The organism is Novosphingobium sp. (assembly GCF_037133355.1).
Lineage (GTDB): Bacteria > Pseudomonadota > Alphaproteobacteria > Sphingomonadales > Sphingomonadaceae > Novosphingobium.
In genome coordinates this window covers 14,258-40,376 of record NZ_JBAXOI010000022.1, presented here as the reverse complement: position 1 = coordinate 40,376, position 26,119 = coordinate 14,258, and the positions used below count along the sequence as shown (strand labels likewise).

Annotated in this window: 26 protein-coding genes and 1 tRNA gene; 13 read left to right on the top strand and 14 right to left on the bottom strand. The window is 66.8% G+C overall.

The genetic code is table 11. The annotated features are described in order from the left end of the window. The first annotated feature begins 34 nt into the window (after positions 1-34). The 3 genes from WCL10_RS18020 (at position 35) to WCL10_RS18010 (ending at position 1,375) form a co-directional block, all read left to right on the top strand. A complete protein-coding gene (locus tag WCL10_RS18020) occupies positions 35-733 on the top strand; it encodes a Fe-Mn family superoxide dismutase (protein WP_336897030.1) in 699 nt (232 codons plus the stop codon). 91 nt (positions 734-824) lie between these two features. Then, positions 825-1,067, top strand: a complete 243-nt coding sequence (locus WCL10_RS18015; RefSeq protein ID WP_336897029.1) for an antitoxin — start codon at positions 825-827, stop codon at positions 1,065-1,067. After that, positions 1,064-1,375, top strand: a complete 312-nt coding sequence (locus WCL10_RS18010) for a type II toxin-antitoxin system RelE/ParE family toxin (RefSeq protein WP_336897028.1) — start codon at positions 1,064-1,066, stop codon at positions 1,373-1,375. Before WCL10_RS18015 ends, WCL10_RS18010 begins: the two co-directional genes overlap by 4 nt. Before the next feature lie 73 nt (positions 1,376-1,448). Here WCL10_RS18010 and clpX read toward each other — a convergent pair whose 3' ends face one another. Next, positions 1,449-2,705, bottom strand: coding sequence for an ATP-dependent Clp protease ATP-binding subunit ClpX (gene clpX, locus WCL10_RS18005; RefSeq protein WP_336897027.1), 1,257 nt, complete (start codon positions 2,703-2,705; stop codon positions 1,449-1,451). 147 nt (positions 2,706-2,852) lie between these two features. Next, positions 2,853-3,563, bottom strand: a complete 711-nt coding sequence (gene clpP, locus WCL10_RS18000) for an ATP-dependent Clp endopeptidase proteolytic subunit ClpP (protein WP_336897026.1) — start codon at positions 3,561-3,563, stop codon at positions 2,853-2,855. A gap of 204 nt (positions 3,564-3,767) precedes the next feature. Here clpP and WCL10_RS17995 point away from each other — a divergent pair, with 204 nt between their 5' ends. Next, positions 3,768-5,264, top strand: a complete 1,497-nt coding sequence (locus WCL10_RS17995) for an amidase (RefSeq protein ID WP_336897025.1) — start codon at positions 3,768-3,770, stop codon at positions 5,262-5,264. Here the strand turns inward: WCL10_RS17995 and WCL10_RS17990 are convergent, their stop codons facing one another. The 4 genes from WCL10_RS17990 to sppA form a co-directional block, all read right to left on the bottom strand. Then, a complete protein-coding gene (locus WCL10_RS17990) occupies positions 5,265-6,101 on the bottom strand; it encodes a hypothetical protein (protein ID WP_336897024.1) in 837 nt (278 codons plus the stop codon). A gap of 151 nt (positions 6,102-6,252) precedes the next feature. Further along, positions 6,253-7,854 carry a trigger factor gene (tig, locus tag WCL10_RS17985; protein ID WP_336897049.1) on the bottom strand — a complete coding sequence of 534 codons (1,602 nt, stop codon included), beginning with the start codon at positions 7,852-7,854 and terminating at the stop codon, positions 6,253-6,255. A gap of 97 nt (positions 7,855-7,951) precedes the next feature. Next, positions 7,952-8,036, bottom strand: a tRNA-Leu gene (locus WCL10_RS17980). 87 nt (positions 8,037-8,123) lie between these two features. Beyond that, positions 8,124-10,007 (bottom strand): signal peptide peptidase SppA, encoded by a 1,884-nt coding sequence (gene sppA / locus WCL10_RS17975; protein WP_336897023.1) that lies wholly within the window; start codon positions 10,005-10,007, stop codon positions 8,124-8,126. 84 nt (positions 10,008-10,091) lie between these two features. On the opposite strand from sppA, the gene WCL10_RS17970 reads away from it, so the two are divergent. Both WCL10_RS17970 and WCL10_RS17965 read left to right on the top strand, forming a co-directional pair. Then, on the top strand, positions 10,092-11,120 hold the full coding sequence (locus WCL10_RS17970; protein WP_336897022.1) for an aspartate carbamoyltransferase catalytic subunit: 1,029 nt from the start codon (positions 10,092-10,094) through the stop codon (positions 11,118-11,120). Then, a complete protein-coding gene (locus WCL10_RS17965; RefSeq protein ID WP_336897021.1) occupies positions 11,117-12,346 on the top strand; it encodes an amidohydrolase family protein in 1,230 nt (409 codons plus the stop codon). Before WCL10_RS17970 ends, WCL10_RS17965 begins: the two co-directional genes overlap by 4 nt. A gap of 79 nt (positions 12,347-12,425) precedes the next feature. Here the strand turns inward: WCL10_RS17965 and WCL10_RS17960 are convergent, their stop codons facing one another. The 3 genes from WCL10_RS17960 to WCL10_RS17950 are packed head-to-tail and all read right to left on the bottom strand — an operon-like array spanning position 12,426 to position 15,101. Continuing rightward, positions 12,426-13,763, bottom strand: a complete 1,338-nt coding sequence (locus WCL10_RS17960; protein WP_336897020.1) for an SPOR domain-containing protein — start codon at positions 13,761-13,763, stop codon at positions 12,426-12,428. A gap of 26 nt (positions 13,764-13,789) precedes the next feature. Further along, positions 13,790-14,356, bottom strand: coding sequence for a hypothetical protein (locus tag WCL10_RS17955; RefSeq protein ID WP_336897019.1), 567 nt, complete (start codon positions 14,354-14,356; stop codon positions 13,790-13,792). Positions 14,357-14,372: 16 nt separating this feature from the next. Beyond that, on the bottom strand, positions 14,373-15,101 hold the full coding sequence (locus tag WCL10_RS17950) for a ParA family protein (protein ID WP_336897018.1): 729 nt from the start codon (positions 15,099-15,101) through the stop codon (positions 14,373-14,375). Positions 15,102-15,437: 336 nt separating this feature from the next. Here WCL10_RS17950 and WCL10_RS17945 point away from each other — a divergent pair, with 336 nt between their 5' ends. Further along, the gene (locus WCL10_RS17945; protein WP_336897017.1) at positions 15,438-16,559 is read left to right on the top strand and encodes an SPOR domain-containing protein; all 1,122 of its coding nucleotides are present in this window, start codon (positions 15,438-15,440) and stop codon (positions 16,557-16,559) included. Between the two features lie 4 nt (positions 16,560-16,563). Further along, on the top strand, positions 16,564-17,802 hold the full coding sequence (locus WCL10_RS17940) for a DUF418 domain-containing protein (protein WP_336897016.1): 1,239 nt from the start codon (positions 16,564-16,566) through the stop codon (positions 17,800-17,802). Here WCL10_RS17940 and WCL10_RS17935 read toward each other — a convergent pair. Continuing rightward, positions 17,756-18,430 (bottom strand): TIGR02281 family clan AA aspartic protease, encoded by a 675-nt coding sequence (locus WCL10_RS17935; RefSeq protein ID WP_336897015.1) that lies wholly within the window; start codon positions 18,428-18,430, stop codon positions 17,756-17,758. The genes WCL10_RS17940 and WCL10_RS17935 overlap by 47 nt on opposite strands. A gap of 98 nt (positions 18,431-18,528) precedes the next feature. On the opposite strand from WCL10_RS17935, the gene WCL10_RS17930 reads away from it, so the two are divergent. The 4 genes from WCL10_RS17930 to WCL10_RS17915 all read left to right on the top strand — a co-directional run bounded on the left by WCL10_RS17930 (position 18,529) and on the right by WCL10_RS17915 (position 21,562). After that, on the top strand, positions 18,529-19,320 hold the full coding sequence (locus WCL10_RS17930) for a transglutaminase family protein (protein WP_336897014.1): 792 nt from the start codon (positions 18,529-18,531) through the stop codon (positions 19,318-19,320). Positions 19,321-19,452: 132 nt separating this feature from the next. Beyond that, positions 19,453-20,193: a L,D-transpeptidase family protein gene (locus tag WCL10_RS17925; protein ID WP_336897013.1), complete on the top strand. Its 741-nt coding sequence runs from the start codon at positions 19,453-19,455 to the stop codon at positions 20,191-20,193. 67 nt (positions 20,194-20,260) lie between these two features. Further along, positions 20,261-20,953, top strand: a complete 693-nt coding sequence (locus WCL10_RS17920; protein WP_336897012.1) for a VIT family protein — start codon at positions 20,261-20,263, stop codon at positions 20,951-20,953. Next, the gene (locus tag WCL10_RS17915) at positions 20,954-21,562 is read left to right on the top strand and encodes a LysE family translocator (RefSeq protein WP_336897011.1); all 609 of its coding nucleotides are present in this window, start codon (positions 20,954-20,956) and stop codon (positions 21,560-21,562) included. Between the two features lie 172 nt (positions 21,563-21,734). Here WCL10_RS17915 and WCL10_RS17910 read toward each other — a convergent pair whose 3' ends face one another. The 4 genes from WCL10_RS17910 to WCL10_RS17895 all read right to left on the bottom strand — a co-directional run bounded on the left by WCL10_RS17910 (position 21,735) and on the right by WCL10_RS17895 (position 25,945). After that, a complete protein-coding gene (locus WCL10_RS17910; RefSeq protein ID WP_336897010.1) occupies positions 21,735-22,520 on the bottom strand; it encodes an SDR family oxidoreductase in 786 nt (261 codons plus the stop codon). Positions 22,521-22,724: 204 nt separating this feature from the next. Further along, a complete protein-coding gene (locus tag WCL10_RS17905) occupies positions 22,725-23,726 on the bottom strand; it encodes a hypothetical protein (protein ID WP_336897009.1) in 1,002 nt (333 codons plus the stop codon). Between the two features lie 201 nt (positions 23,727-23,927). Next, a complete protein-coding gene (locus tag WCL10_RS17900) occupies positions 23,928-24,659 on the bottom strand; it encodes a sigma-70 family RNA polymerase sigma factor (RefSeq protein WP_336897008.1) in 732 nt (243 codons plus the stop codon). After that, positions 24,656-25,945 carry an FHIPEP family type III secretion protein gene (locus WCL10_RS17895; RefSeq protein WP_336897048.1) on the bottom strand — a complete coding sequence of 430 codons (1,290 nt, stop codon included), beginning with the start codon at positions 25,943-25,945 and terminating at the stop codon, positions 24,656-24,658. Before WCL10_RS17895 ends, WCL10_RS17900 begins: the two co-directional genes overlap by 4 nt. 26 nt (positions 25,946-25,971) lie before the next feature. Here WCL10_RS17895 and WCL10_RS17890 point away from each other — a divergent pair, with 26 nt between their 5' ends. Then, positions 25,972-26,112 carry a hypothetical protein gene (locus WCL10_RS17890; protein WP_336897007.1) on the top strand — a complete coding sequence of 47 codons (141 nt, stop codon included), beginning with the start codon at positions 25,972-25,974 and terminating at the stop codon, positions 26,110-26,112. Positions 26,113-26,119 lie beyond the last annotated feature (7 nt).

Genomic DNA, 26,119 nt, shown 5'->3' with positions numbered 1-26,119 from the left:
GTACTCTCGTGCGAACCCTCCGAAGGAGCCCCCCATGTCCATCGACCGCCGCACCGCCCTCACCGCCGCGCTCACCGCCGCCGCCGCCAGCGCGCTCCCCGCCGCCGCGCAGACCGCCGCCCCCGCCCCCCAAGGCCCGGTCTTCGCACCCGCTCCGGCCCCGCTGCCCTTCGATCCGGCCACGATCCCCGGCCTGTCCGCCAAGCTCCTCACCAGCCACCATGACAACAACTACGTCAGCGCGGTGAAGCGCATCGGCGCGATCAAGGGGGAACTCGCCAAGCTCGACATGGCAACCGCCCCCGGCTTCATGCTCAACGGCCTGAAGCGCGAGGAACTCATCGCGTGGAACTCGATGCTACTGCACGAAGTCTACTTCTCGTGCCTCGGAACCGGCGGCAAGCCGGGCGCCAAACTCGGCGCAGCGATCGAGCGCGATTTCGGCAGCGTCAGCCGCTGGGCGGCCGAGTTTTCCGCGATGGGCAAGGCGCTCGGTGGCGGCTCGGGCTGGGTCCTGCTGCAATGGTCCCCGCACGATGGCCGCCTCACCAACCAGTGGGCGAGCGACCACACCCAGACCCTCGCGGGCGGCACCCCGATCCTCGCCATGGACATGTACGAACACGCCTACGCCATGGACTACGGCGCGAAGGCCGCGGCCTATGTCGATGCGTTCATGGCCGCCGCGACGTGGGGCGCCGCGGATGCGCGGTTTGCGAAGGTGGCCGCCTGACCCAGATCCTCCTCGTCCTGACGGGATGGGGAGGATACACACAGCTAGATGCGAACTGGCTCCAGACCCACATTTGTGGTAATGTGCACCCATGAGCAGGTTGTCCATTGATCTCACCGAACAACAGCACAAGAGCCTCAAGGCAATTGCCGCTCTTCAAGGCAAGACGATTAGGCAGTATGCCGTCGAGCGCCTGTTCCCGGCTGAACCCGGCGAGGAAGGGGCATGGGACCAGCTTAGGGACTTGCTCAATGCCCGCATGGATGGCCCGCTCTCGACCAAGAATGTGGATGATATCCTTCGCGAAGAGCTTGGCGGCGAATATCCGGCTTGAAACGCTCCTACGACCTGTTCGAAGCCGCAGAACAGGATCTGCGGGGCATCATTCGCTACACCCGCGAGCAATGGGGATCGCAGCAGGCCGCGCGATACGTAAGAGACCTTGAACAGGCCATGGCAGCCCTGGCTGCCGGAGATCCTCCACACCGCGACGTAAGTGACCTCGGGCCAGGGCTACGGGTGCGACGCTGTCAGCACCATCACATCTTTTGCCGCTTGCAGGAGGGAAAGCGGCCACAGATCGTCGCAGTGCTTCACGAGCGCATGGACCTAATAACCCGCGTGGCCGCCCGTCTGGAATAGCGGCACCCCAAAAGCAGATCGCCCGCCGATGGTGCCGGCGGGCGATCAGAGCTTAGCGCTTCGGCGAAGCTGATTAAGCCGCCTGATCCTTGCCCTTCAGAACCTGCACCGGTTCCTTGCGGCCATCGACCACGTCCTTGTCGACCACCACTTCGGTCACGCCTTCCAGCGTGGGCAGGTCGAACATCGTGTCGAGCAGCAGCCCTTCGACGATCGAGCGCAGCCCGCGTGCGCCGGTCTTGCGTTCGATTGCCCTCTTGGCGATCGCTTCGAGCGCCTCGTCGGTGAAGGTCAGCTGCACGTCCTCAAGGTCGAACAGCTTCTGGTACTGCTTGATCAGCGCGTTTTTGGGCTCGCGCAGGATCTTGACCAGCGCCTCGATATCGAGGTCGTTGAGCGTGGCGATCACCGGTAGACGGCCGACGAATTCGGGGATCAGGCCGAACTTGAGCAAGTCCTCCGGTTCCGCCTTCTGGAGCAATTCACCCACCTTGCGCTTGTCCGGGTCCGCGACATGCGCGCCAAAGCCGATCGAGCGCTTTTGCAAGCGGTCCGAGATGATCTTTTCAAGGCCGGCAAAGGCGCCGCCGCAGATGAACAGGATGTTGGTCGTGTCCACCTGCAGGAATTCCTGCTGCGGATGCTTGCGCCCGCCCTGCGGCGGCACGCTCGCAGTCGTGCCTTCCATCAGCTTGAGCAGCGCCTGCTGCACGCCTTCGCCCGAAACATCGCGGGTGATGGAGGGGTTCTCGGCCTTGCGGCTGATCTTGTCGATCTCGTCGATGTAGACGATGCCGTGCTGCGCCTTCTCGACGTTGTAGTCGGAGGCCTGGAGCAGCTTGAGGATGATGTTCTCGACGTCCTCGCCCACATAGCCGGCTTCGGTCAGCGTGGTCGCGTCGGCCATGGTGAAGGGCACGTCGAACGTCTTGGCCAAGGTCTGCGCCAGCAGCGTCTTGCCCGAGCCCGTGGGCCCGACGAGCAGGATGTTCGACTTCGAAAGCTCGACGTCGCCGCCCTTGCCGCTGTGCTTCAGGCGCTTGTAGTGGTTGTGCACCGCCACCGAGAGCACGCGCTTGGCGCGGTCCTGGCCGATCACGTAATCGTTAAGCGTCGCAAAGATATCGCGCGGGGTAGGGACGCCGCCGTCCTTCTTTCCGGCGAGACCGGCCTTGGTCTCCTCGCGGATGATGTCGTTGCACAGCTCGACGCATTCATCACAGATGAACACGGTGGGGCCGGCAATGAGCTTGCGTACCTCGTGCTGCGACTTGCCGCAGAAACTGCAGTACAGCGTGCTCTTGGTATCCGATCCGGAAAGCTTGGTCATTCTTCAATCCCAGACGCCTCTCCACGAGAGGCGGACCCGGTTATCCTACTACCCGGAGGGCATTAATCAACCGGACACGAAAATAGCGAATATTCCCTGATCCAGCACCCTGTCATTTTAGGGCAAGATGCTGGGAACAGGACGAAATCACGGCGTGGGTGCACCACCCGAACCTGCCTCGCCGTCGATCTGGTCGGACGCGGGGCGCGATTCGTAGACCTTGTCGACGAGTCCGAACTTCAGCGCTTCCTCGGCCTCGAGGAAGGTATCGCGGTCCATCGCCTTCTCGATTTCCTCAAGCGTGCGGCCGGTGAACTTCACGTAAAGCTCGTTCATCCGCGCCCGGATTCGCAGGATCTCACGCGCCTGGATCTCGATATCCGACGCCATGCCACGCGCCCCGCCCGAAGGCTGGTGTACCATGATCCGGGCGTTGGGCAGCGCTACACGCAGGCCCGGCTCGCCCGCAGCCAGCAGGAAGCTGCCCATCGAGGCTGCCTGGCCGATGCAGACGGTGGAGATGCGCGGACGGATGTACTGCATGGTATCATAGATCGCCAGGCCCGCGGTCACCGCGCCGCCCGGCGAGTTGATGTACATCGCGATGTCCTTCGAGGGGTTCTCGGATTCCAGGAACAAGAGCTGCGCCACGATCAGCGAGGCCATGTTGTCCTCGATCTCGCCGGTCACGAAAACGATGCGTTCGCGCAGGAGGCGCGAGAAGATGTCGAAGCTGCGTTCGCCGCGGCTGGTCTGCTCGACCACGACCGGAACGAGCGCCCCGGTGACGGGATCGTGGGTGAACTTGCCGTGATTGCCATAGACCGATGCGCCGCTGGCGCCATAAAGATCGAGCATAGAGTCCTCTTGAATGTGCCGGGTCTATGTCGCGTGCCACGCCGGGATGTTCAAGGGCATTAACCGATCATCCGGGCAAACCACGCGAAAAGTCGTGCATGGCGCGGCAATGGTGGCGAAAAACCGGGAGTCTTGCCCCTCGATGCGCTTGCAAGGGGCCCCGCTTCGCCCCAGCATCGCCCGATCATTCCATCGGGGGCTTCCATGACCAGACTCGCAACCCAAGCGCTCGGCGCCGTTCTTCTGGCCGCGACCGCGCTTGGCGGCACCGCGTTGCACGCCGAGGACGGCGTCGCGACCTACCTCGCGCGGATCAAGGCGATCGACAAGGCGGGGCCAAAGATCAACGCGGTGATCGCGCTCAATCCCGACGCCGCCAAGGCCGAAGCAGCCGCCGCCAAGGTGCAGGGGCCGCTCGCGGGCAAGGTCATCCTCGTGAAGGACAACGTCGAGACCGCCGATCCCATGCCGACCACCGCCGGCAGCCTGCTCCTGAAGGACAACCTCGCCGGGCGGGATGCGCCCTTCATGCTCGGCCTGCGCGCTGCAGGCGTGGTGGTGCTGGGCAAGACCAACCTTTCCGAATGGGCCAACATGCGTTCGGGCCAGTCCTCCAGCGGCTGGAGCGCGGTCGGCGGGCAGACCCGCAATCCCCATGCGCTTGATCGGTCGCCCTGCGGCTCTTCCTCGGGCAGCGGCGCGGCGGTCGCGGCGGGGCTCGCATGGGGCGCGATCGGCAGCGAGACCGACGGCTCGATCACCTGCCCCGCCTCCGTGAACGGTATTGTCGGCTTCAAGCCCACCGTCGGCATGGTCAGCCGCACTCATGTCGTGCCTATCAGCCATAGTCAGGACACCGTCGGCCCGATGACGACGAGCGTGCGCGACGCCGCGCTCATGCTCACCGCCATGGCCGGCACCGATCCCGCCGATGCCGCGACGGCCGAGGCCAATGCCCACAAGACCGACTTTGCCGCCGGCCTTGCCGCCGCCAGCCTCAAGGGCGTGCGGCTTGGCGTGCTGCGCAGCGCGGTGGGCAACAACCCCAAGGTTGCCGCGCTGTTCGAAAAGGCACTGGCCGATCTCAAGGCTGCGGGCGCCACTCTGGTCGATATCGACTACACCCCGCCCGCCGAAATGGGCCGCGATGAGTACACCGTGCTGCTCTACGAACTGCGCACCGATCTTGCCGCCTATCTCCAGTCGGTGCCCGCATCCTCGTTCAAGAACACGCCGCCCGCACGCACGCTGGCGGACGCCATCGCCTTCAACAAGGCGCACCCCGAAGAACTCAGGTGGTTCGGTCAGAACGAGTTCGAGGAAGCCGAGGCGATGACAGACACCGCCGTCTACAAGAAGGCGCGCGAGAACTCGCTGCGCCTTGCCGGCGTGGAGGGGATTGACAAGCTGCTCGCCGATAATGCCGTCTCCTTCCTCGTCGCCCCGACCGGGGCACCCGCTTGGGCGATCGATCTCGTGACGGGCGATCACAGCATCGATGTCGGCATGGGCAGCCTTGCGGCGATCGCGGGCTATCCGCACCTTACCGTGCCGATGGGCGCGGTCGAGGGGCTGCCAATGGGCCTCTCGTTCATGGGCGGCAAATGGGACGACAAGCGCGTGCTCGAAGCGGGCGCGGCCTATGAACGGGCGCGGACGGTGGCCGTGCCCAAGCCCTCGCTCAAGCGCTGGGGCGAATAGTCAGCCCTTGTTACGGTGCAGCGCCTCGAGCGCTTCGAGCTCGCGCTGCAGGTTGATCTGACGCGCCTCCTCGATTCGCAGAACCGAGCGCTGGGCCTTCGACTTGTGCCGATGCGAAGACCAGCGCGCGAGCCGCCGCCCGGAATCGCGCAGCAGGAAGGCGATCACATCGACAAGCCCCTGCCGCCGCGCCGGGACCAGCGCCCGTGCGCGCGGCAGCGGTTCGTCCGCCGGAGCGGCGGCCGCTGCTTCGGGCTCGGGCGTAATCGGCAGAGTTTCCGCCAGTGGCTTGGGTAGAGCAGGCAGTGCGGGGGCATCGATCCGGAGATCGGGCAGCACATCGCGCGCTTCCACCACAAGCGGTTCAGGCCGCGCGGGCAAAGTCAGCGCCAGGGCTGGTTCGGCGGCAAGGCACTGCTGCAGGAGCGCGCTGTCTTCCTGCGCGGCGATCGTCGGCGCGGTTTCTGCCTTCACGGTCGCGGCCGGCCCGGTCTTGATTTTCGCTGCGCCGACCTTGGCAGCCCCGCCCTTGCCGCGCGTCTTTGGCGGGCGACTGGTGGTCACATCGTGACCCGTGGCCAGCGCCTGCGCCTCACGCGCTGCGGCGAGCCGTGCGGCAGCCTTGCGCGCCTTCTTCCCCTTGGCGGTTCGCCGCTTGGCGAGGCGGGCCTCGATCAGCCCGGACGCATCCGGAATAGCCAGCGGCACAGCCATCGAGCCGCGCTGGAGATAGGCAAGTTCGTGCTGCAAGGCAGCGGTATGCGGCGGTTTGTGCCCGGACGGAGCGGGCTGTTTGATCGGCGGACGCGAAGCGAGGCGATTGCGAACGGTATGCATCGGATGCCCTCCCAGGAACCGAGCCTGCCCGAATCTCTCACGCACTGATTCGCCGGGTCAATCCGCGCGAATACGGATGGCACACGCACGCCAAAAGGGGCGCCCCTTGCGAGGAGCGCCCCTTTTGTTTTTCAATGCCTTACGGCTGAAATCAGGCCTCGGCAGCCTTCTTCTTGGCCGGGGCCTTCTTCTTCGGAGCCGGGGCGGCCTCCTCGGCAGGCGCCGCTTCGGCGTCTGCGGCAGGCTCGGCCGCCTTCTTCTTGGCAGGTGCCTTCTTGGCAGGCTTGGCTTCAGCTTCAGCTTCGGCCGGAGCCGCTTCTTCCGCAGCCGGGGCTTCTTCGGCCGTCTCGGCCTTCGCGGCCTTCTTGGCAGCCTTCTTCGGCGCGGCCTTCTCGGCCGGCTTCACCTCGGCAGGCGTGCCGTTCTCGTCTGCTTCGATCGCGGCCTGGAGCTCCTCGCGGGTCACGTTGCGCTCGGTCACTTCGGCCTTGTCGAACAGGAAGTCGACGACCTTGTCCTCATAGAGCGGCGCGCGCAGCTGGGCAGCGGCGAGTGCATCCGAACGGATGTAGTCGATGAAGCGCTGGCGGTCCTGCTCACGGTACTGCTGTGCCGCCTGGCGCATCAGCATTTCCATTTCCTGCGCGGTGACCTGCACGCCATTGGCCTGGCCGATTTCCGAAAGCAGCAGGCCAAGGCGCACGCGGCGCTCGGCGATCTTGCGGTAATCGTCCTTCTCGCCGTCGATCTCGGCGAGTGCGGCGGCGGGGTCTTCTTCCTTGGCGGCTTCGTCGGTCAGCTGCTGCCAGATCTGCGCAAACTCGGCCTCGACCATCGAGGGCGGCACCGCGAAATCGTGACCGGCGGCGAGCTGGTCAAGCAGCGCGCGCTTCATCGCCGTGCGGGTGAGCCCGGCGGTTTCCTGCTCCATCTGACCCTTGATCAGGCCGCGCAGCTGGTCGATGCCCTCAAGGCCCAGCGACTTGGCAAAGTCATCGTCCGCGACGAAGTCGGCCGCGTGCTTCACAGCCTTCACGACGATGGCAAACTGCGCTTCCTTGCCCGCAAGGTTCTCGGCCGGATAATCATCCGGGAACGTAACGGTGATCGTGCGTTCGTCGCCCGCCGAAACGCCGACAAGCTGTTCCTCGAAGCCGGGAATGAAGCGGCCCGAACCCAGTTCGAGCGGCTGGTCGCTGGCCGTGCCGCCGTCGAAGGCGACGCCGTCGACCGAACCGGCAAAATCAATGATCAGCTGGTCGCCATCGGCGGAAACCGTGCCCTCGGGCGCGTCCTCGAAGCGCTTCTGGCCTGCGGCGATGCGCTCGATCGCCTCGTCAACCTGGCTCTCGCTGACCTCGACAACGAGGCGTTCAAGCTTGAGGCCGTCGATTGCCGGCGCAGCGATTTCGGGCAGCACTTCGACGCTGACGGTCAGCTCGACATCCTTGCCCTGCTCATAGCCCTCGGCGAGCGACACATCGGGCTGAGTCGCCGGGCGCAGGCCCTTTTCGGCGACAAGCTTGTCCATCGCTTCACGGATGGAGCCTTCGAGCGCCTGCTGGTGCAGCGCGGGGCCATGCATCTTGCGCACGAGGTTCGCGGGCACCTTGCCGGGGCGGAAGCCGGGCATGCGCACTTGCGGGGTCATCTTCTTGACCTCACCCTCGACTCGCGCGGCGATGTCCGTCGCGGCGATAGTCAGGGCATAGGCGCGCTTGAGGCCCTCATTGCTGGTTTCGACGATCTGCATCAGTGTTCCAACTTTCTCGTAACGACGCCTGGTCATCAATCTCTCGGCCCTGCCACTGAGGTGGCAGGGCCATATTGCTGGAAAGGCCGGGCGGGTCTGGTGCGGGCGAAGGGACTCGAACCCCCACATCTTGCGATACTGGAACCTAAATCCAGCGCGTCTACCAGTTCCGCCACGCCCGCGTCCGGCGAAAAGCGAGGGCCGCCCCTATCGCAGCGGCGGGCAAAGGGCAAGCCTTGGCAAAGGCCCTTCAGGACATGGCATGCGCCCTACCCGGCCAGCCGCGCCAGGAGCGCCAGCCAGCCCGGTAGGGCAGGCGTTGCCGTGGAAGGGGCGGCAGAGGTCAGACCGGCGCATTCGAGGCAGTAGACCTGCGCCCCTGCACCGCCCATCAGCCGGCCCAGATCGGCCGCCAGCTGGCCAGCCAGCGCGCCCTGTCGCCGCGCCGCCAGCGCCGCGAAATCGGGCGGCGCCGCGCCGTTTGCGGCACTGGCTTCGCTATCCGCGAGCTGCGCGAAGAGCGCGCCGACGGGATCGGGCTCACTACCGAGATAGACCGCGTGCCAGCTAGGCGCCCCTGCTGCTTTCGCCGCCCAGGCGAGCGCTTCATCGACCCCGCCGAGCTCATCGACCAGGCCCAGCTGGCGCGCCGTGCCGCCATCCCACACGCGTCCCTGTGCAATCTTGTCGATCTCGGCCGGAGTCTTGTGCCGCGCTTCGGCAACAAGGCCGATGAAGCGGCCATAGCCCGATTCGATCTGCTGCTGGATCACGGCTTCGGCCGTGGGTGAGAACCCGCCAAACACGTCAGGCTGGCCAGAAAGCGGCGTCGTGCGCACGCCGTCGGTGCCGACGCCGATGCGGCCAAGCGCCTCCTCGAAGCTCGGGATGATGGCGAAAATGCCGATCGAGCCGGTGATCGTTGCCGGTTCGGCAAAAATCCGGTCGGCCGGGGTCGAGACCCAATAGCCACCGCTCGCCGCAAGGCCCGCCATCGAAACCGCAACAGGCAGCTTCTTCGCCTTCATCCGCGCAACGGCGGCGCGGATGCGCTCGGCCGCCGTCACCGAGCCGCCTGGCGAATCGACCCGCAAGACAAGCGCGGCGTAGTCCCCGCTTGCCGCCGCCTTGTCGATGATCGCGGCAATCCGGTCGCCGCCCGCAGTACCCGGCCCTGCCTCGCCATCAACAATATTGCCCGCAACCGTCACCACCGCGATCGCCTTGCCTTCGGTCGAAGGTTTCCGGTCGGCGAGATAGGTCCCGAGCGCTGTCGCCTTGAACGCAGCATCATCGCCCGCTGGATCCTTGCCGACGATTTCGGCAACGCGCTTGCCGAAGGCAACCTTGTCGCCGATGCGGTCGACCAGGCCCGCCGCGAGCGCCGCCTTGGCCGCATCGCCGCCGGACGCCGAGAGCCACCTGACCGGATCGGTCGTTACCAGCGCGATGTCCGCCTTGGGGCGCGCCTTCTTCACGTCGGCCTGCCAGGTTTCCCACAGCGCCGCATAAACCGCGCCAAGGGCTTCCTTGGCTTCTGGCGAGGCATTCTCGCGGGTGAAGGGCTCCACTGCGCTCTTGTACGTGCCCACCTTGAACACATGCGCCTTCACCTTCAGCCGGTCGAGCAGCGCCTTGAAATAGAGGTTCGTGCCGCCCGGCCCCGCCACCAGTGCGCCGCCCAGCGGGTCGACCCAGGCTTCGCTTGCATGCGCGGCCAGCTGCACCGCGTCGTCGGTATAGAGCCCGGCGCGCACCAGCACCGGCTTTTTCGCCGCGCGGACCTTGTCCATCGCCGCGCCGATGCGGGACATTGCCACCTGGCTGCCGCCGCCGAACTCCTCGAGATCGAGCACGACCGCCTTGATCCGATCGTCGCTTGCCGCGGCCTCCACCGCGCGGACCAGATCGCGTTCCTGCACCGATTTCTCGGGCGTTTCTCCTGCCAGCAGCCGTGCCGGCCGGAAGCGCGCGCGCTCCTCGACCACCGGGCCTTCGAGCGCGATGTAGAGCGCGCCCGGATGGACCAGGCCGGGCGCCGGCCGCAGCGTGAGCAGCACATAAAGCGCGCCGAAAAACAGGAGCAGCAGGAGCAGCACAAGGCCGTCCTTGATGGCGACGAGGATCTTCCAGACCGAGCGGGCAAACGTCATGGGGGATATCTAGGTGCGCGCGCCCCCCGATACCAGCCGAAACACTTGAGCCGCCCCAAGAGGCGCTCTAGGGGCATGGTTTCGATGGCCATATCGATCCCAGACGCCGAAAGCCGCTACCCGGAAGGTGGCCTTGCCTTCCCGCACCGCGATCTCACCGGCATTGCACATCTCGCGCGGCACGAGATTCTCTACCTGCTGGATGAGGCCGAGCAGTGGCTCGCGCTCAATCGCCAGCGCCACAAGCGGGCCGAGTTGCTCTCGGGCCTCACCATCATCAACGCCTTCTTCGAGAACTCGACCCGCACGCTGCTGTCGTTCGAGATTGCGGGCAAACGCCTCGGCGCCGATGTGGTCAACATGCACGCCGCCACCAGCAGCGTGAAGAAGGGCGAGACGCTGATCGATACGGCGATGACACTCAACGCCATGCGCGCGGATGCCATTGTCATCCGCCATGCCAGCTCGGGCGCGGTGCGCCTGATCGCCGACAAGGTCGATTGCCCGGTGCTCAATGCGGGCGACGGCAGTCACGAGCATCCGACGCAGGCGCTGCTCGATGCGCTCACCATCCGCCACGCACTCGGCCTTGCGCCGGGAAGCGATCTCAACGGCCTCAAGGTGACAATCTGCGGCGATATCCTCCACAGCCGCGTCGCGCGCTCCAACATCCTTTCGCTCACTGCGCTCGGCGCTGTCGTCAATGTCTGCGCTCCGCCCGCCCTGATGCCGGCTGAAATCACCGCAATGGGCGTGCGCCCGTTCCACGATTTCGACGCCGCTCTCGAAGGCGCCGAAGTGGTCATGATGCTGCGCCTTCAGCAGGAGCGCATGGCGGGACAGTTCATCCCCTCCCCGCGCGAATACCGCCATCTCTACGGCCTCACGCTGGACCGCTTCGCCAAGTTGCCGCCCGACGTCCTCGTAATGCATCCCGGCCCGATGAACCGTGGGATCGAGATCGACAGCCAGGTCGCCGACCATCCGACCCGCAGCCTTATCACCCGCCAGGTCGAAAGCGGTGTCGCGATCCGCATGGCCTGCCTCGACGTGCTGACCCGCCGCGCGCGGGGTTTGCCAGGCTGGGCCGAAACCGCAGGAGCGGCGGCATGACCCCGCGCCCGCTCACGATCATCGGCGGCAGCCTCGTGCTCCCCACCGGCGCGCCCCGGCCCGGCGCGCTGCGCTGCACCGAAGGGCGCATCGTCGCGCTCGGCGATGTGGCGCCCGAAGCCGGCGACGAGGTGCTCGACGCCAAGGGCGCGCTCGTCGCTCCCGGCCTTGTCGACCTTGGCGTCTTCGCGATCGACAAGCCCGCCTTCCACTTCGGCGGGATCACCCGCGCCGCGCTCATGCCCGATCAGGGCCCGCCGCTCGATCACCCGGCCCGCGTCCGCTTCGCCGCGCAATCAGGCAAGCCAGACATGTGGGTCCACCCCCTTGCCGCAGCGACACGCGCGCTGGAAGGCAGGGAACTCGCCGAACTCGCCCTGATGCGCGAGGCGGGCGCCAAGGCGGTTGCCACCGGGCGGCGCTGGATCGCCGATTCGGGTGTGATGCACCGCCTGATGAGCTACTGCGCGATGCTCGGCCTCGTGCTCGTGACACATGCCGAGGACGCAGGCCTTGCCGGCCATGCCGTTGCGACGGCGGGCGAGATGGCGACCCGTCTCGGCCTTCCCTCCGCCCCTGCCGAAGCCGAGGCGCTGGCCGTGGCGCGCGACCTTGCACTGGCCGAACTCACCGGTTGCCGCCTCCATTTCCGGCAAGTGACCACCTCCGCCGCGCTCGAACTGGTCCGCACCGCCAAGGCGCGCGGCGTGCGCGTGACCGCCGGTGTCACCCCGGCACACTTCATGCTCTCGGATCTGGAGCTCGCCGAGTTCCGCACTTTTTGCCGCCTCTCGCCGCCGCTGCGCAGCGATGCCGACCGGCTGGCGGTGATCGCCGCCGTCGCCGACGGCACGATCGACGTCATCGCCTCCGGCCACGATCCGCGCGGCGCCGAAGACAAGCGCCTCCCCTTCGCCGATGCCGAGCCGGGCATGGCAGGAGCCGAGACGCTCCTCCCGCTCACGCTCACGCTGGTGCGCGACGGCCATATCGATCTGGCCCGCGCTTTCGCGCTCCTCGCGGGCAATCCTGCAAGCCTGCTGGGGGTTCAGGCCGGGCGTCTTGAAGTGGGGCTGGAGGCCGATCTGGCCCTGGTCGAGCCCGAGCGGCCATGGATCGTCGATCGCAGCAAGATGGCCGCAACCGCTGGCAACACCCCGTTCGACCGCCGGCCGGTGGAAGGCCGTGTCACGGCGCTGTTCAAGGGCGGCAACCGGATCGCCTGAAGGGGCGGTTCAGCCCGGCAGATACGCAAAAGGCGGCACCGCCCCCGGTGCCGCCTTCAACGTGAAACGGATACTCGGTTCAGCGGCGCGCCATGCGGGTTTCGCTGGGCTTGCCCTCGGGGCTAAGGCCGCGCGGTTCGGCCATCACGAGGCAGACGCCGCCCTTGGCCTTGACCGTCTGACACATCTGCCGCGCCGAAGCGAAGCCGCTGAAGCCCGCAGCCTGGACCCGCCAGAACTGCTTGCCCTTCACCGCCACCTGCGTGATCTGGCTGTGGTAGCCGACAAGACCCGGATTGCGCGCGGCGAAATGCCGCCAGGCGCGCTGGGCCCCTTCGGCCGAGGCAAACGAGCCAAGCTGGACCACGTGGCTGCCATGACCGGCAGGCGCAGCGGTAGCGGCAGCGGCCGGAATCGGTTGGACAACCGGGTTCGAAACCACTTGCGCCGGAGCGGCTGGCGCGGCCGAAGGCGCGAGATCGATCGAAGCAAGCTGCACAGCGGCCGGCGCGGTGGAGGCATCGGCCAGCGCGGGGGCCGGCGCGGCCGGGGTCTCGGCAGGCGCGGCGGGCATTGCCGTCACCGCCGCCTTGGCAAGCGCTTCGGCATCGGCACCGGCAGCCTGGTCGGCCGCAGCCTTGGCAGCGGCTTCATCGGCCAGCTTCTGCGGCTCGGGGAAGTTCGCCAGAGCCAGCGCGGTCGGCTGGCCGCCATCGGTGCGCAGCGGCGCGCCCAGCAGGCTCGCGACCCGGCGGCGGGTTTCTTCGGGGCTCGCCATGGCAGCCCATGTCTGCAGCCGCTCGTTGAGCTTGTCGGCCGGCACGTCCTGCCCGGCCATGAGCTTGGCTTCGCGCCAGCTGCCATCGAGCGCATAGGCATATGCAAGGTTCTGGCGCACCTTGGGAGTGTTCTCGCCGTTGCGCAGCGCGTCGGTCAGCGCAGCGATGCCGGTCTGGGTCTGGCCAGCCATCGCCAAGGCCAGGCCGTAGTCCGATGCCGGGATCGCATCGCGATAGGTGTTCAGCGTGTCGACCGCATCGGCGCCGCGGCCGAGCGCGATATCCGCCAGCGCCAGGCTCAGCGCAGCCTTGCCGCTGTCCTCACCAAGCTGCATCGCCTCGTCAAACGCCTGACGTGCCGCCTCGAAGCGGCCGGCGCGAAGATAGGCCGAGCCCAGCAGCGTGCGATAGGCCGCAGTGCGCGGCGCCGTCAGCACAGCCTGTTCGGCCAGCGCGATCGCCTTTTCCGTGCTGCCCTTGCCGAGCGCGGTCTGGGCGCTTGCGGCAAACTTCGCGTGGTTCGGACCGCCGGCGGCACAGCCCGCCAGCAGCCCTGCGGCCAGCGCGGTGGTCAGGCACAGGCGGGCAAGGCGGAAGGCCGCCTTGCGATCATTCGAGCTCTGGGTAGCGGTGGTCATGGCGTATAGTCCCGGCTGGAGGCGGTTCACGAGTGCCGCGCGCGGCGCGCCAGGTCATCGAGACCCGGCTTGGTTTCAAGGAATTGGTCGAGAGCCTCGACCACGATTTGCTGGGCACTGCGATTGTCGATCGTGCAGGCAAGACGCAGGCGCAGATGACGGACTGCATCGAGGCGCAGCGTGAAGGCGGCCTTGCGGCCATCTTTCAGCGCAGCACCGCGCTCACGGCGGGCGCGGCGTACCGGCTCGCGTGCGGCCGGGGCAGACAGGACGTCGGCGAGCGATTCGATTCGCCGCAGCACTTCAGGCTGGGCCGGTTCGGGAAGCGGGTCCGCAGCGATCGCGACCACTTCTGCAGCGGGCGCTGTTTCAGGTGCAGCCGCTTCCTCGCCAAGGTCGTTCCAGCCCAGATCGTCGCCGTCCAGCGGGGCAAAGTCATCGCGCGACGACGCCAGCACTGCAGCGCCGAAGCCCATGCGGCGCTGGTCCTCGGCCGTCAGCGGCAGGATCTGCGGGCGCATGGCCGGGCGCGCCGCGCCCTTGCGGGCAAGCAGGCTCGGGCTGAGCGAGGCGAAAGGCTTGGGTTCGGTCATGGCCGCTCCTCTCCCCTCACGAACCGATCACGCGGCGGCCGAAGCCGCCACCGGGACGCGGCGAACCGGGCATCGCGGATGCTGCCGGGTTCGGCTGGGGCACGGCAAACACCGTGCGGCGGAAATTCTTCTCGAGCCGCTCCGAGACATAGGTCCACAGCGCCGTGACTTCGGCGGCGGACTTGCCGGTTGGATCGACTTCCATGACAGTACGGCCATCGATCATCGAGGCCGCGAAATCGGTGCGATGGTGCAGCGTGATCGGCGCGACTGTGCCGTGCTGCGAGAGCGCGACAGCGGCTTCCGACGTGATCCGCGCCTTGGGCGTCGCGGCATTGACCACGAAGACCAGCGGCTTGCCCGCGCGCTCGCACAGATCGACCGTCGCGCCCACGGCGCGGAGGTCATGCGGGCTCGGGCGGGTCGGCACGACGATCAGTTCCGCCACCGAGATCACCGACTGGATCGCCATGGTGATCGCGGGCGGGGTATCGATCACCGCCAGCTTGAAGCCCTGCTGGCGCAGCACGGCAAGGTCGCTGGCGAGCCGGGCGACGGTGGTTTGGGCAAAGGCGGGATACTCGGCCTCGCGCTCGTTCCACCAGTCGGACAACGAGCCTTGCGGGTCGATATCGATGAGCACGACCGGCCCGGCCCCGGCGCGCTGCGCCTGAACGGCGAGATGCCCGGACAAGGTCGTCTTGCCGGAACCCCCCTTCTGCGATGCCAAAGCCAATACGCGCAAAGTAACCCCCCTTTGGGAAAGACTGGACGGTCTCCTTTCGGGGGATCGCAGAAGACCCTCAAATTTTGGTTAACAGCAGGGTTCCGGAGCGCGTGAAGCAGCGCGTCGCACTGACCCGATAGCGCGCAAAGTCCTGTCTTTATTGCATTAACCATCTATGGTAATTTACTTAGGACCGTCAGCCCGCACGGCGCTGCAAGGGCCGCCCCTTGCGCGCCGGTGCGGCGCACGGCATCGTTAACCCTCGAGGTTCAGGGGCGGCGGGCCCCGAAGGAGAATCAACCGGCCATGCGCGGACTTGCTCTCTTGCCGGCAACCATACTCGGAACCTGCGCCATGGCCATCTGCGCACCCGCCGGAGCGGCGGGCCCGGCCAAGCCGGCAGAAACAGCGCTTCCCACCGCGCCAAGCGCCGCCGGCGCTGCGCAAGTGCGCGCCGGAGTCGATGCCTGGAGCGCGGGGAACTACGAGGCCGCGATCAAGGCCTGGCAAGGCCCCGCGGCGAAAGGCGATGCCGATGCGCTGTTCAATCTCGGCCAAGCCTACAAGCTGGGTCGCGGCGTGCCCAAGGACCTTGTCAAGGCCGAGGCCTACTACGGCAAGGCCGCCAGGCTCGGCCATGTTCAAGCGGCGGACAACTACGGCATCATCCTGTTCCAGACGAACCGCCAGCTGGCGGCGATCCCCTGGCTGCAGGCCGCAGCCGACCGGGGCGAGCCCCGCGCGATGTATGTACTGGGCATCGCCCACTACAACGGCGACTACGCGTCCAAGGACTGGGTGCGCGCCTATGCGCTGATCGCCCGCGCCGCAGCCACGGGCCTGCCGCAGGCCACGGCCAGCCTCGCGACGATGAACCAGACGATCCCCCTGGCGCAGCGCCAGATGGGTGTCAGCCTTGCCGCCGAACTTGAGGAGCAAGCGGCCCAGGCACGTGGTCGCGAATTGGCCGCCGCCGACCTCGATGCACAAGGCTTGCCGGTCAGGCCCGCCGAACCCCGGCCCTCACCGCCCACTCCGCCGCAGCTGGCGCCCACCGCAATCGAAACGGCCTACCTGCCGCCCTCGGCAGCATCGGAGCAAGCGCCCCTGCCCGAGGCCGAACCCGAGACCCAGCCTGCCCCGGCACCGAAACCCGCGCCCAAGCCGGTCCAGCCCAAGCCTGCGCCGCCCAGACCCGCCGCCCCGGCTACCGCTGCGCAAACGACCCCCGCCGCCAAACCAGCTGCAGAGGGCGGCGCATGGCGGATCCAGCTCGGCGCGTTCGGCGTGAAGGCCAATGCCGATGCGCTCTGGGCCAAGGTTCGCGGGCGCCCCGAAGTGGCCGGCCACCCGCGCATTGACATCCCCGGCACTGTCACCCGGCTGCTGGCTGGCGGTTACTCGCAAAGCGCCGCCCAGCATGCCTGCGCCGCGCTCAAGGCCGGCGGCCTTGCCTGCCTGGCGGTCGGGCCCTGAACGCTTGAGCGGCGCACCGAATGAACGCATAGCCGCGCTTGATTTCGTGCGCGGCGTCGCCGTGCTCGGCATTCTCGCGATCAACGTCACCGGCTTCTGGGGTCCGACGCTCGCCACATTCAGCCCCGCGATCCCCTGCCCGGATCGCGCGGGGTCACTGTGGTTCATCGCTGCCTATGTGCTGTTCGAAGGCAAGATGCGCGGGCTGTTCACCCTGCTGTTCGGGGCCAGCATGGTGCTCTTCGCGCAAGCGGCGGAGCGGCGCGGTGCCAATCCCGATTTCGCGCAAGTCCGCCGCCTCGGCTGGCTCATGGCCTTTGGCTATGCCCATTATGCGCTGCTGTGGTGGGGCGATATCCTGCTGCCCTATGCGATCTGCGGGCTCCTCGCGCTAGCTTGCCGCCGCCTCGCACCCGAACCGCTGGCGGCAAGCGCGGTGCTTGTCTTCCTCGTCAGCCACGGGCTCGATCTCGTCGGCGATCTGGCCTTTACCCAGGCCGAGGCCCGCGTGCTCGCCGGGCAGGGCAGCGGCGCTGAAATGGCCGAGCACGCGGCGATGATGGGCCGCATCGGCGCCTCAATCACGGCGGACCTGCGCATACTCCATTCCGGCTTCCTCGAAGCCGTGCGCCTGCGCCTCACCACCGAGCCGCTGTTCCCATTCGAGAGCCTCGGCGCGACCTTTTTCGAAACCTTTCCGCTCATGCTGCTCGGCCAGTCCCTGATGCGCCTCGGCCTCTTCACCGGCGAATGGGAGCCCGCCGCCCTGCGCCGCATCGCCCGCATCGGCATCGGCGCAGGCGGAGCAATGAGCGCGGGCCTGATCGGCTGGGCCGCCTTGCAGGGCTTTCCTCCGGCCGCGATGTTTGCCGTGATGGGCTCCTTCGCTGCCGTGCCGCACCTGCTGATGACCATGGGCTATCTCGCCGCGCTGCTGCTGCTCTGGCCAAGGGTTGCAGGAACTGCCACCGGGCAGCGCCTCGCGGCGGCCGGGCGCTGCGCCTTCACCAACTACCTCGGGACGACCCTCGTTATGTCCGCGCTGTTCGCAGGCTGGGGGCTAGGCCTTGGCATGGTCCTGCCCCGCGCAGCGCTTCCGCTCGCGGTCCTCTTCGGCTGGGCGCTGATGCTGGCCTGGCCGCAAGGCTGGCTCGCCCGCTTCGGGCAGGGCCCCCTCGAAGCCCTTTGGCGCCGCCTTACCTGGTTGAGGTTTCCTCGGCGGGCTGCGGACGGTGGGGCGTAAGGATCAGTACGCCATCTTCCACCCGCCAGCCCTTTAGCCGGGTCAGAAAGTTCATACCGATCACATTGGGCCCGTCTGCCCCGGGCATGACAATCGCATCGAGATCGCGCGCCGCGATCGAGCCGAAGCGCAAGGTTTCGATGCTCGCAGGCGCCGCTGTCACCGTGCCGTTCGCCGTCTCGACACGGGCCTCGGGCCGCAGCGGATCGGGCTCGATCCCAGCCGCTTCCGCGACATCGGTCGAGATCGCCGTTACCGTCGCCCCGGTATCGACCATCAGCCGCAGCGGTGTGCCATTGAGCTTCGCGGTGATCCAATAGTGCCCGTCCGCCGAGAGCGGAATGCGGGTCTCGCCGCCGGAGACCGTCTGCACCGGCCCACCGACGGCGTGAAGCGCGGCATCGAACGAGGGGTCCATCCGCACGAAGCGCATGACCGCAAGGCCGAACACCGCGAGCATCAGCCCATTGCCCAGCAGCCGCACCATCCCGCCCGTGCGCGGCGACCGCGCTGCCAGCACGCCGCCCGCGATCACCAGCACAAGCGCCCCGCAAGTCGCGACAAACAGGGGCGAAAGCTGGCCCAGCCAGGGCGCTCCGGTTTCGAGCCAAGTGTATATCTGGGTCATCGTGGGCATTTTAGCCGATCGAACCTTTCTTCGTCCTGAAACGCGGCCTATCCATGCTGAACATCCGCCCCATCCGGCGCGGCTCTCCGGGCTTCTGCATGCGACTAGCGATAACCGCCGACCTTGCCTGGCACTGCCAGGAGCCTACCGACATTCTCCTGCAGATCGAGGCCGCCGCCTCGTCCGACCAACGCGTGCTGTCAAGCGCGCTCGATTGCACCTCGGCGGGCCACCTCGCCCGCGTCCCCGCGCAGGATGGCATCGGTGAGCGCATCTGGCTCCACCAGGAAGGCGACTTCGCCGTTTCCTACCGCGCCGAAGTCGAAGTGCTGCGCCGCGCCGAACCGCTTGAAACGCTGGCCGCGGTGCCGCCGCATCGCCTTCCGGGAGAGACGGTGGCCTATCTCATGGATTCGCACTACTGCCCGGCCAGCCGCTTCGTACCCTTCGCCGATGAGGAATTCGCCGCAGTCGAAGGCGGGGCCCGCGTGGTGGCGATGCGCGACTGGATCGCCCGCCACTTCCGCTATGTGCCGGGGGCGAGCAATGCCTCGACCACCGCGATCGACAGCTTCGTCGAGCGGCGCGGAGTGTGCCGCGACTATGCCCATGTGCTGATCTGCCTCGCCCGCGCGGCAGCGATCCCGGCGCGCTTTTCCAGCGGCTATGGCCACGCGGTCAAGCCGCAGGATTTTCACGCGCTGGCCGAGGTCTGGCTGGCCGATGCGGCAGGAAAGGGCGCCTGGCGCGTGGTCGATGCGACCGGCATGGCCACGGCCGAAGACTTCGCGCGGATCGCTGTGGGCCGCGATGCCGCCGACACCAGTTTCCTCACCAGCTTCGGCGAAGCGGAACTGCGCAGCCTTGCCATAACGGTGCGCACGGTCTGATCGCGCCCGGCGCGTTAACCCTGCCCCTTAACGAGCGTCTGGCTCGGCGTCCCCAGGCGGGACGGCCCCGGAATGGCGCTCGCCTTGCTCCCCGTTTACGCTATTTTTAAGGGGAAAGGAGCGCCCCTCACAATGTCCGCCCAAAGCCTTGTCGATCTGCTGCGGACCCGCTGGGTAAGCGCGCCGCTGGGCTTCGTCGCGATGGCGCTCGCCTCGCTCCTCGCGTTCCATGTCGGCAAGGACGTGGCGCAGGTGCTATTCGGCGGGTCAGAGGCCGAGGCCCACGTTGTCGCGCCAACCGCCGCAGACCCTGCCCCCAGGCCCGCGCTCGCCGCAGCCCCCGCACCTGCCCCGGCCAACAGTCCCTTTGTGGTCAAATCGATCCTCAAGATCGACGAGCCGATCAAGTTCGGCCAGTACTTCTGGGACGAGAGCGCGGCGGCCACCGGCCCGATCGTGGTCACCGTCGACCTCGAAGCCCGCACCCTCTCTGTCTTCCGCGACGGGCACGAGATCGGCGCCACCGCCATCCTCAAGGGCTATGGCAACAAGCCCACCCCCACCGGCGTGTTCCCGATCAGCGAGAAGGACGCCGACCACGTCTCCAACATCTACGATGCGCCGATGCCGTGGATGCTGCGCCTGACCAGCGACGGCATCACGATCCACGGCAGCAAGGTCGAGCGCGGCTATGCCACCAACGGCTGCATCGGCGTGCCCGATGCGTTCGCCAAGCGCCTGTTCGGCGTCGCCAGCCTGGGCGACCGGGTGATCATCACCGATGGCAAGCGGCTCGGCGTTGGCCAACCCATCATCGAGAACGCGGCGCCTGCGCCGACCGGACCCGCCGCACTCGCCAGCCGCGATTCTTGATCCAGATCCTTTTTCTCCTGTCCCTCCGGTGCCATCAGGACCATGGACGGGCCAAGGAGAAGATTGGATGCGACCCCACGACGAACGCCATCTCGTAAGCCGGATCGGCTGGCTGCGCGCAGCGGTGCTGGGCGCGAATGACGGGATCGTCTCGACCGCCAGCCTGATCCTCGGCGTCGCCGCCTCGGGCGCGGGCCGCCAAGCGCTGCTCGTTGCGGGTGCGGCGGGGCTTGTGGCGGGCGCGATGGCGATGGCGGCGGGCGAATATGTCTCGGTGTCCAGCCAGGCCGATACCGAAGCCGCCGATCTCGCGCGCGAACGCGCCGAACTTGCATCCGATCCTGCGCACGAACACGCAGAGCTTGCCGCGATCTACGAGGAGCGCGGCGTCGATCCGATGACCGCCAGGGAAGTCGCCCGCCAGATGATGGCGAAGGACGCCCTCGCCGCCCACGCGCGTGACGAGCTCCACCTCAACGAGACGACCAAGGCGCAGCCGGTGCTCGCCGCCATGGCCTCGGCTCTCATGTTCACCGGCGGCGCCTCCCTGCCGCTGCTGCTCGCCGCGATCCTGCCGATGGGCCTGATGGTTGCCGGCATGGCCACCGGCTCGATCCTCTTCCTCGCCCTCCTCGGCGCATTCGGCGCGCGCGCGGGCGGTGCGGCGATCGGCAGACCGGTGCTGCGCGTCGTCGTCTGGGGCGCGCTTGCCATGGCGATCACTGCCGGGATCGGCAGGCTGGTAGGAACCGCCGTCTAGGTGGAAGGCGACCTCAACCTTGCCGGCTTCGCAGCGGCGGTCCTGCTGATCGAGCTGACGCCGGGGCCCAACATGGCATGGCTCGCGGGCCTTGCCGCAACGGAGGGCAAGCGCAGCGGACTCGCTGCGGTGGCGGGGGTGGCGCTTGGCCTCCTCGCCAATGGCGCGCTCGCCGCGCTCGGCCTTGCTACGCTGTTGAGCGCCATGCCCGCGCTGCTTCACGGCCTGCGCCTAGCGGGCGCGGCGATGATGGTCTGGCTTGCGATCGAGGCGTGGCGCGGCGCGGAGAAAGCCCCGCCGCCCACCGCCACGCGGCGCGCCTTCGCCACCGGCGCGCTGCTCAATCTGCTGAACCCGAAGGCCTACCTGTTCTTCGTGGTCGTCGCGCCGGAGTTTCTGAACGGCCGCGCCCTCGGCCTCACCGAAGCGCTCACGCTCGCGCTCGTCAGCACGGTGATCGCCACCGCAATCCACCTCGCCATCGTCCTCGCCGGCAGCCACGCGCAGGCATGGCTGGCAGACCCCCAACGCACCAAGTGGGTACGCCGGGGCTTTGCCGTGGTGATGCTGGGCGTCGCCGCCTCATTTCTCGCGATAAAAGCGGGCTAGACCCGCAAGACTCCTCCCGCCCCCATATCGGTCACCCCGTGCTTGACCCCACCTTTTCGTCACCCCGGGCTTGACCCGGGGTTAGGCTTCTCTTCCAGCGCGACGCCGCAAAAAGAAGCCAAGGCCCGTGTCAAGCACGGGCCGACGAGGTGAGTGACGGGCGGTCAGCGCCTCAGCGCGGCGCCATCCTGATCCCGCCATCCAGCCGGATCGCCTGCGCGTTGAAGTACGAATTGCGCACCAGCTCCATCGCGAGGCTGGCGAACTCCTCCGGGTGCCCCAGCCGCTTGGGGAACGGCACCGAGGCATTGAGGCCAGCGCGCACCTTCTCCGGCACGCGGCCCAGCAGCGGCGTATCGAAGATGCCCGGCAGAATCGCATTCACGCGGATGCCAAGGTCCATCAGATCGCGCGCCATCGGCAGCACGAGGCCGACCACGCCCGCCTTGAGCGAACCATAAGCCACCTGCCCGATCTGCGCATCCTGCGCCGCGACCGAACCCGTCAGGATGATCGTCCCGCGCTCGCCGTCGCCTTCCAGCGGTTCGGCATGGGCCATGCCCAGCGCCGAAAGGCTCGCCACGCGGTAGCTGGCGATCAGCACGCCGTTCGCGGCGAAGGCATAGTCCTCGGTCGAAAGCCGGGTGAACTCGCCCGTCTCCTTGTTGCGGCCCACGGTCTTGCCCTTGCGGTGCACCACCGCGCAGTGGACGGTGATCCGCTCCTGCCCGTGCGCTGCGCGCGCCTTGGCAAAGCCCTCGACCACCGACTCTTCGCTGGTGATGTCGACATGGCAGAACAGCCCGCCAATCGCATGCGCGACTTCCTCGCCCGCCTCATCATTCACATCGAAAATCGCAACTTTTGCCCCCGCCGCCGCGAGCGCATAAGCGGTCGCCCGCCCCAGACCCGAAGCCGCGCCGGTCACGACGGCCGCCATACCCTGTTCGATCTTCATGGCATCTCTCCTTTAACCGCGCGATTAAGCCGGAGGAGGAGCGGGTGCAAGTGCCACAAATGCTAAAAGCCTTGTCCCCTTGAGGGGAGAGGGTTGGGAGGGAGGGAATGGGGCTGTCCCGACTCCACTAAACTCTGGCTAAGCAGCACAATAAAGTCGAATCACAACCGAACGAAGTTTGGCAGTTGTATATCTCCGAAGATTCTAAAATTCGGCTCGGACCCCATAGCATTGTCGAGCGAAATCTGTGATTTCGTCTCGTACTGTTGGCAAATCCAAAGGCGCTCCATATCGAACTGCACCAAATCCGTCGATCCAAGCGTCCATTCTGTTCGCATTGATAATTTGCCGAACTTGACTTGGCGTCAGTTCCCGTTCGAGCCAAGTGGTGCTATCCTGCGCTGTAGCACCGCCTCGACCCTCCACAACCATGAATTCAGAGTTATCCAACTCAAAATATGATCGCTTCTGATTTTGCGCAAACATAGCAGCCGTAGTAGGTTCGGTCACAATTCCATATTGGACTGCCATTTTTTGATTAAAGCAGAGAAATAATACTCTCGTAGTTACGTTATAATGATTTTGCTGAATTCTTAGATAAGGCTGCATATCAGCCAACTTTATCTCAGCCGTCGGCAACTCACTCCCATTATTTGCGAAGCGAAGTGTCCTCGCATCTTCGGGATTCAGCCAAACCATCCCATCACGATTCGCGGTCGTCGATATCGCAAACGCTTTTGCATCCACCCCCATCGCATCCAGATAGGTGACCAAAAGGCCGCTGATCTGCTGGGCCATTTCCCCAGACAGGTCATCAGCAGTATTGCCATAAAACTGGTGCAGCCCAAGCTTTCCGGATGACTCATCAAGGAACCTGTTGACGCCACCTGCAAATGAGTAGGCGCAGGCGCTGGCGCAAATGGACTGGCTATTGGCTTTTTGATCAATGTCATGGGAGTAAACGCCAATCCCGGTGTCGAACCCAAGGGAACGAATTAATCTGCCAAGCTTTATGCCTTCCAGAAGAGAGCCGCCCGGTGAATTAAAAAACACTCTGGCATTGGTGATGTCTTCACGCTTCACAAATGCTGCAAATTGCTCCGCCGTTCCCTGGCTGATCTCTCCTTCGGCGTAGATATAGTCCTCGCCATGAAGCAGCTTGTTCGACACTCTCGTCGCAGCGTCCGACGCGATCCAGAACTTCATGCTTGCATCCTCGGCTTCCGCGTGCGTCGTGAATAGAAGCCACAAGGTTGCCACGAGGAAAGATGATTTCAAGTATTGCAAGCACCTGCCCCCTCGCGATGATGATCGAAGCAATCTGAACGTTAAAACGCAGTCATAGGCAAGCCAAGTCGGTCAAATGGCCACGGTTTTCACCCGAAAGCCCGGATGACGCCACTCCCCCTAATCCACATCAAACTCATCCCCCAGCGCGGCCCGCAGCTTGTCCAGCGCCTGCGCTTTCAGCTGGTGCACACGCGGCACGCTGACTGACAGCACCTCGGCGATTTCCGCGAGGTTCAGTTCCTCCACGAAATAGAGCTGGATCACCATCTGCAGCCGCTCCGGCAGGCCGGCAATCGCCGCCACCACCGCCGCGCGGGATTGCTCGTCGGCGAGGATCTCGAAGCTGTCCGGCCGATCGTCGGCGAAGGCCATGTCGCTGTCGGAATAAGTGTCGTCGATGGGCTCGAAGCGCATCGGCTCGCTCGAGGCGCGCAGTTCGCCCAGCGCCGCCGTGGTCATGCCCATCGCTTCAGCCAGTTCGTCCTCGGTGGGTACGCGGCCCAGCGTCGTCGTAAGCGCCTGCGCCGCGCCGGCCAGCAGCCGCCGCCGGTCGCTCGCCGCGCGGGACAGGGGCGTGGAGCGCCGCACCAGATCGACCATCGCGCCGCGCACGCGCAGCTTGGCATAGGCGGCAAAGCCGTCCTCGGTCGGCCCATGGTGCTTCTGCGCGCATTTGGTGAGGGCGACGAGCCCGGCCTGCACGAGGTCTTCGACTTCGATCCCCGCCCGGCCCGAGCCGTGGACGTGCCAGGCAAGGCGGCGCACCATCGGCAGGAAGCGGCGGATGCGGTCCGCCGCCCCGCCCTGATAGGCGCGCGCGGCGGCAAAGCTGCGGTGGTCGTGGTTCATGCGGCAAGGTCCTGTGGCGGGTTGGCCATGGGTTCGGGGTCTTGGCCGCCGATCACCTCGATCACTTCGATCGGCTGGCTCGGCGGCAGTTCGGAAATCGAAAGCACGGCGCAACCCGGCGCGCGCTGGCCCAGCAAGGCGGCGAGCGCCCGGCGCGCGCGCGGCTGGACAATGAGCGCAAGCGGCGGCGCGGCAGGCCCGCGTGTCGCAATCAGCGCCGCGATCCGCTCGGCAATGGAGCGCGAAAGGTCAGGCTCGATCACCGGCTGCCCGGTGACGGGATCGTGCATCCCGCCCACGATCATCTGCTCCAGCCCGGCATCGAGCGTTATGACGGCCAGCCGCTCGCCGGGCCCGCAGATGCGCGCCACCAGCAGCCCGCCAAGGTCCGCGCGGACAAGGTCCACCAGCCGCTCGTGATCGGTCGTCTGCAGCACCGCTTCGGCGAGCGCCGACAGGATCGGCAGCGGGTGCGCGATGCTCACCCCGTCTTCCAGCAGCGCGTGGAAGAGCCGCGTCATCGCGCCCAGCGAGATCGGCGCGGGATGCACGGTCTCGACCAGCCCCGGCGAACGCTCGCGCACCCCTTCGAGGATCGCACGGACTTCGTCGGGCCCGAGCAGCGCCTGTGGCCGCTCGCCGAGCGCCTGGTTGAGATGCGTCGCGATGACGGTGGAGGCATCGACCGTGAGGAACCCCTCGGCAATCGCATGGTCACGCTGGCCGGGTTCGATCCACATGGCCGGGCAGCCGAAGCTCGGGTCGGTGGTCGCCTCGCCGCGCAAGCTGTGCTGCGGATTGGCCTCGCCGGCATCGATCGCCAGCACCTTGTCGGCGCGGATGCTCGCCCCGCCCAGCGCCACCCCGCCGAGCACGATGCTGTAGGCATCCGGCATAAGGTCCAGGCTGTCACGCATGCGAAACTGCGGCACGACAAAGCCGAAGCCCTGGCTGAGCTGCTTCCTCACCCCCGTTACGCGCGCCACAAGCGGTGCCCCGCGCTTCTCGTCGACAAGGTGCACAAGGCCATAGCCAAGCTCGATGGTGACGAGCGTGTGGTCGGAAACCTCCTCCAGCGTGATCTTCGCCGGGTCCACCTGCTCCACCACCACCGGCGGCGGCACGGCGAGGCGCGCCTCGCGCTTCCTGAGGCTCCACCAAATCCACCCGGTCATGCCGGCGGCGGGCAGAAACACCAGCTGCGGCATTGCCGGGATCATCCCGATGGCGCCGAGGATCACAGCAACCGGCAACCACGTGCCGGGGGCGGCAAACTGCCCGCCGATCTGCCCGGCCAGATCGCGCGTACGTTGTGCTCTTCGTCGGCGATTGGCACTTCGATCTGTTCCGCCTGATGCCGCGGCAACTCCCCGTGCTGCTGGTGGTCCTCGCCATTTCCTACGTGCTGCTGTCCGTGAGTGCGGTCGCAGCGCGCAAAGGCATCCTCGCCTGAAGAGCTG